At 61.4% G+C, this 12,405-nt stretch carries 11 protein-coding genes; all 11 read left to right on the top strand.

The features are described from left to right. Window positions 1-13 precede the first annotated feature (13 nt). Window positions 14-1,510, top strand: coding sequence for a DUF4331 family protein (locus ABIB66_RS32735; protein ID WP_354257306.1), 1,497 nt, complete (start codon window positions 14-16; stop codon window positions 1,508-1,510). Beyond that, the gene (locus ABIB66_RS32730; protein WP_354257303.1) at window positions 1,507-2,598 is read left to right on the top strand and encodes a tetratricopeptide repeat protein; all 1,092 of its coding nucleotides are present in this window, start codon (window positions 1,507-1,509) and stop codon (window positions 2,596-2,598) included. Before ABIB66_RS32735 ends, ABIB66_RS32730 begins: the two co-directional genes overlap by 4 nt. Window positions 2,599-2,789: 191 nt before the next feature. After that, complete coding sequence (locus ABIB66_RS32725; protein ID WP_354257300.1) at window positions 2,790-3,182, top strand: EthD family reductase; 393 nt, start codon at window positions 2,790-2,792, stop codon at window positions 3,180-3,182. After that, the gene (locus ABIB66_RS32720) at window positions 3,179-3,361 is read left to right on the top strand and encodes a hypothetical protein (protein WP_354257297.1); all 183 of its coding nucleotides are present in this window, start codon (window positions 3,179-3,181) and stop codon (window positions 3,359-3,361) included. Before ABIB66_RS32725 ends, ABIB66_RS32720 begins: the two co-directional genes overlap by 4 nt. Before the next feature lie 27 nt (window positions 3,362-3,388). Beyond that, entirely contained in the window at window positions 3,389-4,687 is a 1,299-nt protein-coding gene (locus ABIB66_RS32715; RefSeq protein WP_354257294.1) for a c-type cytochrome, read from the top strand. Window positions 4,688-4,704: 17 nt separating this feature from the next. Then, window positions 4,705-5,178, top strand: coding sequence for a (2Fe-2S)-binding protein (locus tag ABIB66_RS32710; protein WP_354257291.1), 474 nt, complete (start codon window positions 4,705-4,707; stop codon window positions 5,176-5,178). Between the two features lie 46 nt (window positions 5,179-5,224). Further along, window positions 5,225-7,438: a xanthine dehydrogenase family protein molybdopterin-binding subunit gene (locus tag ABIB66_RS32705; protein ID WP_354257288.1), complete on the top strand. Its 2,214-nt coding sequence runs from the start codon at window positions 5,225-5,227 to the stop codon at window positions 7,436-7,438. Window positions 7,439-7,774: 336 nt separating this feature from the next. Next, window positions 7,775-8,218, top strand: coding sequence for a hypothetical protein (locus tag ABIB66_RS32700; protein ID WP_354257285.1), 444 nt, complete (start codon window positions 7,775-7,777; stop codon window positions 8,216-8,218). Between the two features lie 287 nt (window positions 8,219-8,505). Continuing rightward, window positions 8,506-9,537 (top strand): heme o synthase, encoded by a 1,032-nt coding sequence (locus tag ABIB66_RS32695; RefSeq protein ID WP_354257281.1) that lies wholly within the window; start codon window positions 8,506-8,508, stop codon window positions 9,535-9,537. 1 nt (window position 9,538) lies between these two features. Further along, entirely contained in the window at window positions 9,539-10,417 is an 879-nt protein-coding gene (gene cyoA / locus ABIB66_RS32690; RefSeq protein WP_354257278.1) for a ubiquinol oxidase subunit II, read from the top strand. A 2-nt stretch (window positions 10,418-10,419) separates the two neighbouring features. Next, a complete protein-coding gene (gene cyoB, locus ABIB66_RS32685) occupies window positions 10,420-12,402 on the top strand; it encodes a cytochrome o ubiquinol oxidase subunit I (RefSeq protein WP_354257448.1) in 1,983 nt (660 codons plus the stop codon). Window positions 12,403-12,405 lie beyond the last annotated feature (3 nt).

The following is a 12,405-nucleotide window of genomic DNA, read 5'->3' as shown; positions in this document are numbered from 1 at the left end:
ACGGAGGCCGATGATGTCCGATCACGTTGATGGTCCGCGCTCGATTGGCGACCCCGCGGCCGATATCACCGACCTCTTCGCGTTCACCAGTCCAGAAGACCCGGCGCGCACCGTCCTCGCCATGAATGTTTTCCCTTCGGCCGGCGAAGATGCGATTTTCTCGAACGTCATCGATCACTCAATTGTCCTTCGCCGTGTGAGCGTTGCAGGCGTTGGTAGCGCCGCAAGATTTCTGCCTGCTGACGACGAGATTCGCTTTAGCTTCCGGTTCGAGACCCTCAAGCGCGATGCCGCGGGGAAAGTGATCCAGCATGGCGTTTGCAGACTGCCGGGTGGTCGCGAGCTGTCGCTAAGGGTGAACGATGAAACAGGGGCGCCGACACCGGAAGGTGATATCCGCGTGTTCGCCGGGTTGCGTTCCGACCCTTTCTACCTCGCCTGGGACGTCGCGCAGCTCAAGAAGCTTCCGAATCTGCTGCAGCATACCAACGTTCTCTGCATTGTCATCGAGTTAGACACGCGCCAAGTGCTCGACCCTACAAAGGGCTCGTTATTCGGCGCTATCGCGGAGACTGTACCCCCACAGCATCGAAGCATTCTCGCACCTGCAATCCCCCGCATCGATTGGGTCGGTCGGCCCGAGCAAACGAATATACGGCTCAATAACCCGGCGCTGTCGGGGGGTGACGATTTACGCGACCTTTGGAATCAGCAGACGCCCTTTGCGATTCAAAAAGAGCTGCAGCCACTATTTCTGAAGCGCCTGAAGGACAGCTTCGCAAACTGGGACATGCAAGACGGTAAGGCCGATTGGACGCCTGAAGCCCTTGCCGCCAACGCCAACGTCTTCCTCGACGATTTTCTGCTGTTCGATGTGGCCAAGCCGATCAACGACGAAAGCCACCTTGAGATCGAGAAGAGCACGCTTTCCGGCCGCCCTTATCAGACAGGAGGAGGACGCACGGTCGACGCGAATTCGATCGACATCCTGCTCACCTGGCTGGTCAATTGCGATCGGGAGTTCCTCCTGGGCGGCGCGACCGGGGCGACGAAACCCGGCATGAAAGTCTTTCCGTACTTCGCGACGCCGAATACGGAACTACAGACTGTTGCCGAATCCGTTGAGCTTGCGGCAACGCCCGATGAGGTGTGGTCGTTGATCGGGCAGTTTGGCGGCACCTGGCATCCACTGACCGCGAGAGTCAAGCTGACGGGCACGGGGATCGGTCAACTCCGTAACATCCAGACACTCGATGGCAGGGAAATCGTCGAGCGCCTTGAGGCGATTGACGACGGGAAGCGGTTCTTTCGCTACACGAGCATCGCCGGAATGCCCGTTTCGCAATACACCGGCACGATCGAGGTAAAACCGAGGGGCGGCGGCAGCGTCGCCGATTGGCGCGTGCAATTTCTGGCCAACAATCAACCTGACGCTGCTGTGAAGAGAATGCTCTCGTCGTTTCTTAAGGGTCTCGAAAGTCTGAAGGTGCGTTTCGGAGCCGCGAAATGACTGCATTCGCGGAACTTGATCATCCGGGTCCATCCGCGACCGACGGGGAGATCGCCGCGATCAACCTGGAAAGTGCGCGCCGCGGGGCTTGGGCTCGTTTCGCGCAAGACCCGCTGCTGCCGGGAGTGGCGGAGGAGATTGTTGATAGCGAGCGTCTGGCATTGCAGTTTTTAGGTGATCTGGACGTGCTCGACCGTCTGAATACGCTCGCCTTGCAATTCGCGCGCGCGGATGACTCGTTTCGTTCGGCCCTTGTTCAAGCCGAGGTCGCCTCGGCAGCGCATCGCTTCGAGGATGCCCGCGGCTACCTGGCGCGCGCCGCGCTGACAGGTGGGCCCCGCGAGGCGGTCGAGCGCCAGGCGTTGGCGATCGATCAGGCCACTGGCGTGGGGCTCGATGCGGTGCTCGCGGCTCGCCGCGGGTTCGCCAAGGCGAGCGGCCGACTCGAAGACCTCATGCCTCTCGGCGCTGTGCTTGCTGATCTCCAGCGTTTCGCCGAGGCAGACACTGTCTATAAGCAGGCGTTCTTCTCATACGATGACGTTTCGCCGTTTCCGCTGGCATGGACCTGCTTTCAACTCGGCATGCTGTGGGGGGAGCTCGTTTCAGTACCGGACCCAGGCCTCGCGGCGTTCTGGTACCGACGCGCGGTAACTTACTTGCCGGGCTATGTGAAAGCGCGTGTGCACCTGGCGGAGATCTACGCAGGCCAAGACCGCACCGGCGACGCGGAGGCATTGCTCCTGCCGGCGCTTTCGAGCCGCGATCCAGAGGTCAATTGGCGCCTTGCCGATGTGCTGACTGCGCAAGGCAGGGTCAAAGAGGCCGAGAGACAGCTCGATGCCGCACGGTTCGGCTTCGATCGGCTCCTTGAGAGGCATCTGCTTGCCTTCGCGGACCATGCCGTTGAGTTCTACGCCGGCAGCGGCAACGATGGCCGGCGGGCGCTCGAACTCGCGCGCACCAATGTCGCCAATCGCCCGACGCGCCGTGCGGTCAACCAGGCGAACGCGATCGCGCTGATTGCAAACGAGACGGCAGCCGCAAGCGATCTCCACGAAACCTGCGTTGCGGGAACCCCCGCCTGACGATCATCGCAGAACCCAGCCCTGTGCACTGGCGTCGTTGCCGCCGGTTCGCATCGATTTGCAGTTCTTTGGCTTTCTTCACTCACGCGCGCGGGTCCGCCTGGCATAACTAATGGATGACGCGAGACGCAGCCGAGTTGCGCGAAGCGCGCTGCACTTGAACTGCCGTACGACGTTCTGCAGGAGGAACCATGATCAAAGTTAGCATGATTTATCCCAACAAGGCGGGCACGCGGTTCGACCACGATTACTACCGCACGACGCACCTCCCCCTCATCAAGAGCAGGGTGGGCGCCGCCTTCAAGTACTACGCCATCGACAAGGGACTTGCGGACAAGGATGGAACGCCTCTCGGCGCATATGTCGCTATGTGTCACCTGCTGTGTGACTCGATCGATGCGTATCAGTCGTCGTTTGCACCGCATGCCCAGGAAATCAGGGCAGACATAGCCAACTTCATTAACGTGGTGCCGATCCACCAGATCAGTGAGGTGGTGGTTGAGAACTCCGCAGAGGATGGTGCAAAGGCACGGCATCGAATCCCGATTGATCCCCCGCACTTGTCCCATCCGGTGGTCGGATGAAAAAGCCCATCGCGTTGCTGTTCGCCTTCAGCGTGCCGGCGCAGGCGCATGACTCACTCGCGCCACACGCGCATCTGCACGGATTGAGCATGCTGGCCGGCAACGACGCCGTCATATGCACGCTGTTCGCACTTGTGGTCGGCCTGGTCGCCCATTGGCGATTCAGGCGCACGCCCTGAACGCAAGCAAGGCTCTGGGAGTTTGCCGTGTTTAAGAAGCTGCTCATCGCGACCGTCGCACTCGGATGTCTCGTGCTTGCAGGCTTTGGCGTGTTGGCGTGGAAACCTGCCATCGCACCGGTCGCGCGGCCGGCCGCTGGCAGCTTCGCGCCGGAGTTGGTCGCGAAGGGTGAAGCTCTTGCCGGCGGCGGCTATTGCGCGGCGTGTCACACCGCAAAGGGCGGCGAGAAGTTCGCCGGCGGTTACGAGATGGCAACTCCGTTCGGTGCGATCTATTCAACCAACATCACGCCCGATCCGGAGACCGGCATCGGCACGTGGTCGGAGGCGGCCTTCAGGCGCGCCATGCATGAGGGCGTGTCACGCGACGGTTCGCATCTCCTTCCCGTGTTCTCCTTCGACCATTTCACAAAGCTCTCCGACGCTGACGTGCGTGCTCTCTACGCCTACTTCATGACGAGGACTTCGGTTCATGCCACGCGGCAGCCGAACGGCATCCCGTTTCCGTTTAACATCCGCTACCTGCAGGCGGGATGGAAGCTGCTGTTTTTCCGACCCGGTCGCTTCGAGCCGGATGTCACCAAGAGTGCGGAGTGGAATCGCGGCGCTTATCTCGCGCAGGGCTTGAGCCATTGCGGCGCCTGCCATACGCCGCGCAACCTGCTGGGGGCCGAGAAGTCCGGCAACGCATACGGCGGCGCGGTGATCGACAACTGGGTCGCGCCGCCACTGACGGCCGCAAACCCCGCGCCGGCACCCTGGACGCACGAGGAACTCTACGACTACCTGCGCAGCGGCACCAGCAAGCTGCATGGAACCGCTGCAGGGCCGATGTCCCCCGTCGTGCAGGGGCTTGGAGCGTTGCCGGACGCTGACATCCGCGCGCTCGCGACCTATTTTGCCGATCTCGATAAGGCGGAAGACCGGCTGCCATACGTCGCCGGCGCGGTGAGCCTTGCGATGTCCAGCGCATTGGCCAAGCAGGGCGCGCCGTTCGATCCCGACGCGCGCCTCTACACCGCAGCTTGCGCGTCCTGTCACTACAACGCAACCAACGCGCCACTCGCTGCACGGCCCGATCTGGCGCTCAATAGCGCCGTGCACCTTTCCGATCCAAGCAACCTGATCCAGGTCATCCTGCGCGGCATCAGCGCCAAGGAAGGAATGCGTGATGTCGTCATGCCCGCTTTCGGCGGCGCACTCAGCGATGCCGACATTGCCCGCATCGCTGCGTACCTGCGACGGACACGCACCAGCCTTCCGCCCTGGCCGGATCTCGCAGCGAGCATCTCGGAGATCCGCCGCGAGAGCGGTGCAGCCAAATAACCCATCGGAGAACGAGCATGACCTCATTTGACATCAATGGCCGCGCGGTGACGGTCGACGCCGAGGAGGATACGCCCCTGTTGTGGGTGATCCGCGATGTCATCGGTCTCACCGGCACGAAGTTCGGCTGCGGGATCGGGATGTGCGGCGCCTGCACGGTCCACGTCGGCGGCCGGCCCACACGGTCGTGCATCACGCCTGTTGCCAGCGTGTCCGGCGCCAAGGTCACCACCATTGAGGGACTCGATTCCGAGAGCCGGCATCCGGTGCAAGAGGCGTGGGCCGACCTTCAGGTTCCCCAATGCGGCTACTGCCAGTCGGGGCAGATCATGCAAGCGGCCTCACTCATCAAAGACTTCCCCTCCCCGACCGATCAGGACATCGATGCCGTTATGGCCGGAAACCTGTGCCGCTGCATGACCTACGTGCGCATTCGCAACGCAGTCAAACAGGCCGCCGCCCAATCACGAAAGGTCGCCAGTGATGACTAAGCCCAGGGATCAGAGCGCGCTTTCGCGGCGCGCATTTCTAGTCGGCTTGGCCGGCACCGCCGTCACGTTCGGTTTCGCGCCGGGGCAAGTCACCGCGCAGCAATCAGGGTCAAGCCCCTTCGAACCCACGATTTGGTACAGCCTTGACCGCGATGGCATCGTGACCGTGAACATCACCCGTGCAGAGATGGGTCAGCACATCGGCACTGCCATCGCCCGCGTCCTCGCCGATGAACTCGAGGTCGACTGGAGCAACGTGCGCATCCTGCTGGTCGATGCCGATCCGAAATGGGGTTTCATGCAGACCGGCGGCAGCACGTCGGTCTGGGTCGATTTCCCGATTTACAGCCGCGCCGGTGCTGCAGGGCGCATCGCCCTGATCGAGGCCGGCGCAAGGCTGCTTGGGGTGAGCCCGTCGCAATGTGTCGCGCGCCGGGGCTCCGTATCTGCCGAAGGTCGGTCCATCACCTACGGCGAAATCGTCCGGCGCGGGAGCCTGGCACGCGAATTTACGTCGGACCAACTCGTGAAGCTGCCGATCAAGCCGCCCTCAGAACGACGTCTTATCGGGCAAAAGATCGGCGCTCTCGATGTCCCCGGGAAGATCAACGGCACGGCGCGTTACGGGATCGATGCGGTCGTTGAGGGTATGGTCTATGCCCGGCCGAAGATTCCTCCCACACGCTACGGCTCAGTGGTACGCACCGTCGATGACTCCGCGGCAAAGCGGGTCAAGGGATATCTCACGAGCCTCGTGTTGGAGGACCCCTCCGGGACAGTGCCCGGTTGGGTAGTCGTATTCGCGACAACTTATCCGGCAGCAATCCGCGCCGCTGACCTCGTCAAGGTCGATTGGGCCGCGGGTGATGCTTCGATGGTGTCGGAGCAGGACATCCTCGATTACGGCGAGAGGCAGATCGCGGCACCGCGCGGGGGAGCGGTGGTGGTTGACGACCCCGAAGTCGATACCGCGTTTCGCGCAGCCGCCTCCACTCTCGAGCGGACGTACACCACCAACAGCGTTCTCCATGCCCAACTCGAGCCGGTGAACGCTCTCGCCTTCGAGAAGGACGGCCGCTTCGAGATCCATACCGGCAGTCAGGCGCAGAGCACGATTCTGCCCGTGCTTGCACGAGCGCTGGACCTAACGCAGGATCGCATTGTCCTGCGCACCTATCTGCTCGGCGGGGCATTCGGGCGCAGGCTCAACACTGATTATGCCATCCCCGCCGCGCTGGCCGCCAAGGCTCTCGGCAAGCCCGTGAAGCTCGTACTGACGCGCGAGGATGACACGCGTTTCGACTCGTTTCGTTCGCCGTCGATCCAGAAATTGCGGCTGGCATTCGATGTCCATGGGAAGGTCTCGGCCATGGAACATCACGCGTCGGCCGGTTGGCCGACCTCAGTCTACGTGCCGCCAGCGGCCATGCCGAAGGCGTCTGACGGAAACCCATTCGATCCATTCGCCATCGATGGCGCGGACCACTGGTACAGCGTTGGGGCGCAACGCGTACGCGCTATCGAGAACGACCTTGCCAATCGTTCGTTTCGCCCTGGCTATCTGCGCGCGGTGGCGCCCGGCTGGACCAACTGGGCGCTCGAGACCTTCATGGATGAGGCGGCGCGGATGGCGGGCGCAGACCCTGTCGCGTTCCGCACCGGGTTGTTGGACGGCGCCGGCCGCAATGCCGGGTCAGCACCCAGCGCGGTGGGCGGCGCGAAGCGTCAGGCGGCAGCCCTCAAGCGAGCGGCGGAAAAGGCCGGATGGGGCGCGCGGATGCCGGCTGGCACCGGGCTCGGCGTCGCCACCACATTCGGCCAGGCACGATCGATGCCTACATGGGTCGCTTGCGTCGCGCGCGTTCGCGTTGACCGCAGCAACGGCGCCGTTGCAGTCGAAAAGCTCACGATCGTCGTCGATGCGGGCACCCTCGTCCATCCAGACGGCGCGCTGGCGCAAGTCGAAGGCAGCGCTCTATGGGGCCTCAGCATGGCGCTGTATGAGGGAACCGAATTCCACAAAGGCCAGGTGAAAGACACGAATTTCGACAGCTACACGCCACTGCGCATCGGTGACGTGCCGGATCTCGACATCGAATTCGTCGACAGCATCGAAGCTCCGGTCGGCCTCGGCGAGCCCGGTGCGACGGTCGTCGCACCCGCTATCGGCAATGCCATTTTTGCCGCAACCGGGATTCGCTTGCGCCATCTTCCCATTCGGCCAGCCGCCGTGCTCGGGGCACTCGCGTCGAAAAAGTGAGTGACGTTACCGACGTAAATCCCACGCGAATTGAAAACTGAGAATATCGACGCCAGGTGGACATAGGATCGAAAGTGAGATGAAAGACGTCTTGAGCCTCGTTACGTTTGCCATCATAACATTGTGCTTCGCGGTCTTCGTTGGCATGGTAAGGCCGCTTAGCGCAGGCCCGGGGTCGAGCAATCCCGCGAATTGCATAATGATGAGTTCTGATGCGCCGGGATGCGCCTCCGAATGGCGTTGGCCGGATTTGACGGGCCGGCGTAGTTCGCGATCGGCATCCGAACTTCCGAGCGTTGCCTGGTTCGGTCCGACCGTTGAGCGGAAGCTCGCGACATGAATACTGTCTACCTCCCTGCAATCGCGGCCTTGGCAGGCTCAGCAATTGGCGGCCTGACGTCGTTCGCATCAGCTTGGCTCACTCAGTACCGTCAAGATCGAGCCAATCTGCTGTCGGGGGAAAAGGCGAGGCGGCAAAAGTTGTACAAGCAATTCATCGACGAGGCATCGAAGCTCTTCGCCGACGCGCTCGTGCATGATCAGGCGGAAGTTGCCGCTCTAGTCAGCGTCTACGCTCTCATCAACCGAATGCGTGTCGTATCGAGTTCTCCGGTGATCGAGAAGGCCGAGGCCGTCGTCCTTTTGATCATCGACACTTATTCCACACCCAACAAATCCTTTTCGGAATTACGCGATCTGATGAGCAGCCACGCGGTCAATCCGCTTCGGGCCTTCAGTGAAGAATGTCGGGCTGAACTGCGAGCACTCAATTCTCGCTGAAGCCGCGTCACTGCATCAGCGCGTAGAACCGGCCAGATTCATCTCGACGAGCACCGCGTGATGGCAGACCGCTGTCAGCGCCAGGACGCTTAGTGAACACCACGCTCTCGTCCCGATCCCTCTTCCCAGCCGCGGCGCCTGCCGTGGTTAGGAACAATTTGCCGGGATTTGGCAGCCTTCACTCACGCTCTTGAAGCCCATGAGGTTACCTATCGGGAAAGCCGCGAGGCCCAACGAACGGCTGATAGTGGTTTCGCAAACCAACTTTCTGCTTGAGGGAGCCCACCATGAACAGCATCGCGATTTCGGTATCGCGCCTTTGGCTGGCTTCACGGTCTGGCTGGGTGGAGCGACTGCCCTATTTCATCAGTTTGGCCAAGCCGCGCGTTATGGCGCTCGCGCTTTTCACCGCGTTCGTCGGATTGATGGTTGCACCGACACGCCTCGATCCACTCTCTGGCTTCATTGCAATTCTTGCAATCGCGGTCGGCGCCGGAGCCGCCGGCGCGCTGAATATGTGGTACGACGCCGATATCGACGCAGTCATGGCTCGCACCGCGATGCGGCCAATTCCCCGCGGCAAAATCTTGAAAATCGAGGCGCTTGTCTTTGGGCTCGTCCTTGGCGTTATCGCCATCACGACCCTCGCTTTGGCAGCGAACCTGGCGGCTGCCGCGCTTTTGGCCGGCACGATCCTCTTCTATGTCATCGTTTACACGGCCTGGCTGAAGCGGGCTACGTCCCAGAATATCGTCATCGGCGGTGCCGCCGGCGCGCTGCCACCCGTGATCGGATGGGCTGCGGCGACCGGACAAACCGGGCTAGAGCCTCTCCTACTTTTCCTTATTATTTTCCTTTGGACACCGCCCCATTTCTGGTCCCTCGCGCTCAACCGCACGGATGATTACGCTCGTGCCGGCGTTCCCATGCTGCCGGTTGTCGCTGGACGGGCTGCAACAATACGGCAGATCCTGATCTACAGCGGTCTGCTTGTTCTCGCTTCGGAACTGCCTTGGGCGCTCGGGTTTGCCGGCACGATCTATGGCGCGATCGTCGCCGTCTGCGGCGCGCTCTTTCTCTTGCTGGCGGTTCAGCTGTGCCAAAGCGCTGAAGCCGATCGCCGCTCGGCTCACAGGCTGTTTGTCTTCTCCATCTCCTATCTAGTTCTGCTGTTTGCAGCCCTTCTGGTCGATCACAACGGCGGTTCGTTCGCACCGACGCATTTGTCGAATGATAATCCGATGAGCGGGTCCCCGTCTGCCGCGCGACAGTCGGGCGCCACGCGCAAAGCATGTACCCACAAGGTTCGGGAGGCCTAACATGCGATACGGTTCGCTTACCATGGTCCTGCTGGTGGCCGCGACACTCGGTGGCTGCGATGGAGGCGTGCTCGATCCGAAGGGACCCGTCGCCCTCGCCGAACGGCAAATTCTGATCAACGCGACCGGCATCATGCTGGCGATCGTGATCCCGGTGGTGATTGCGACACTCGGCTTTGCCTTCTGGTTTCGTGCATCGAATGGGCGGGCGCGCTATCGGCCGGATTTCATATATTCCGGCCGCATCGAGATGCTGGTCTGGTCGATCCCGCTGATGACTGTGCTTCTTGTCGGCACCGTGGCCTGGATCGGTGCATACGATCTCGATCCGCCGAAGCCGATTGCCTCCTCTACCAAGCCACTCAAGGTTCAGGTCGTCTCGCTCGACTGGAAATGGCTGTTCGTCTATCCGGAACAGGGTGTCGCGAGCGTCAATCACCTGACGATCCCGGTTGGCACGCCGGTCAGCTTCGAGCTGACCTCCTCGGGCGTCATGAACAGCTTCTTCGTGCCGCAGCTCGCCGGCCAGATCTACACCATGGCCGGAATGGTGACCCGCCTGAACCTGCGGGCCGACCATTCCGGAACTTACCGCGGGATGTCGGCGAATTACAGCGGCGCGGGCTTCGCCGATATGTACTTCCATGTCGACGCGGTAGCGCCCGACGGCTTTGCGCAATGGGCTGCCGCAACGCGCAGCGCCGGCCCCGTGCTCGACGCACAGACGTATGCCGATTTGGTCAGGCCGAGCAAGGCGGTTGCACCCTTTACCTATCGGTCGGTCGCCAATGGCCTGTTTGCCAACATCCTGAGTGCCGCAATGCAGCCGGCCGCTGGTCTCTGTATCGCTTATCCCAAATCCATGAGGGCAGAACGATGAACCTGTTGGGCAAACTCAGCTGGGCCGCCATTCCTTTTCAAGAGCCCATCATCATGGGCACAGTGGCCAGCGTCGGGGCTGTCATTCTGGCGGTTCTGGCATGGGTCACTGTCAAGGGATACTGGCCGTATCTGTGGCGCGAATGGATCACGTCCGTCGATCACAAGCGAATCGGCGTCATGTATCTCGTTCTTGCCCTGGTCATGCTCGTACGCGGCTTCGCGGACGGAATCATGATGCGCACGCAGCAGGCCGTCGCCGCCGGCGGCGCGCAAGGATATCTGCCACCCGAGCATTTCGACCAGATTTTCTCGGCGCACGGCACGATCATGATCTTCTTCGTCGCCATGCCGCTTGTGATCGGACTGATGAACTTTGCGGTGCCGTTGCAACTCGGCGTCCGTGACGTGGCGTTTCCCACGATGAATTCTGTGAGTTTTTGGTTGACCGCGACAGGCATTCTGCTGATCAACGTCTCGCTGTTTGTCGGTGAGTTCGCAAAGACGGGCTGGGTCGCCTACCCACCGCTCAGCGAACTACAATTCTCGCCCGGCGTCGGCGTCGACTATTATCTTTGGTCGCTGCAGATCTCGGGCATCGGGACCTTGTTGAGCGGCGTCAATTTCGTCACCACGATTCTAAAGATGAGGGCTCCCGGCATGAGCTACATGCGCATGCCGGTTTTCTGCTGGACTGCGCTCGCTTCGAATCTGCTGATCGTGGCTGCATTCCCGGTGCTCACCGCGCTCTTTGCGATGTTGCTGCTCGACCGTTACCTCGGCTTCCACTTCTTTACGCTGGACGCCGGCGGCAACGCCATGATGTACGTGAACCTGTTCTGGGTCTGGGGTCACCCCGAAGTCTACATCCTGGTCCTGCCGGCATTCGGTATCTATTCGGAGGTGAGCGCGACATTTTCCGGCAAGCCGCTGTTCGGCTACCGGTCGATGGTCGGTGCAACCCTGGTGATCTGCGTGCTCTCCTATACCGTGTGGCTGCACCATTTCTTCACCATGGGTGCAAGTGCTGGCGTGAACGCGTTCTTCGGCATCACGAGCATGATCATCGGCGTGCCGACGGGCGTCAAAGTCTTCAACTGGCTGTTCACGATGTACGGCGGTCGTATCCGATTCACGGTACCGGTGCTTTGGACAATCGGCTTCATGGTGGCTTTCGTCTTCGGCGGCCTGACCGGGGTTCTGCTGGCCTTGCCGGCTGTGGATTGGCAGGTGCACAACAGCGTGTTCCTGGTCGCTCATTTCCATCATGTCATCATCCCGGGCGTCCTGTTCGGGGCCATCGCAGGCTACAATTACTGGTTTCCAAAGGCCTTCGGCTTCAAGCTGGATGAGCGCTGGGGCGTCGCCTCTTTCTGGTGCTGGTTCATCGGCTTCCATCTCGCGTTCATGCCGCTCTACGTGACAGGACTGATGGGCATGACCCGTCGCCTGCAGCACTACGATGTGCTCTCCTGGCAGCCTTGGCTATTGGTGGCTGAAGCGGGCGCAGTCATCATTCTGATCGGTATTATCTGTCAGATCGTCCAGATCGTGGTGTCCATTCGTCACCGTGAGCAACTCCGCGACACGACCGGCGATCCGTGGAACGGCCGCACCCTGGAGTGGGCTACCGCATCGCCACCGCCAGCCTGGAATTTCGCAGTGCTGCCTCGTGTCCATGAACTCGATGCCTTCTGGGCAAAGAAGCAAAGCGTGCTCGCGAAGCAAGAATTGCCAGGGCGGCTGCATAAGTACGAACCAATCGAAGTGCCCAAGAACAGTCCGACCGGCTTCGTGACCGCCTTCTTCGCGGTGATCACCGGGTTCGCCCTGATCTGGCACATCTGGTGGATGGCAGGCGTTGGAATTCTCGGTCTGACTGTGACGCTGCTTGCCTTCATGTTCCGCGTGGAGGACGAGGTTGAGATCTCCGCAGAACAGATCGGTCAATTCGATCGGACGCACGCCGTGGAGGTATCGCTATGAACG

Source organism: Bradyrhizobium sp. F1.13.3 (assembly GCF_040548265.1).
Classification (GTDB): domain Bacteria; phylum Pseudomonadota; class Alphaproteobacteria; order Rhizobiales; family Xanthobacteraceae; genus Bradyrhizobium.
The sequence above is the reverse complement of the archived record's forward strand: the minus strand, read 5'-3'. Positions and strand labels throughout refer to the sequence as shown.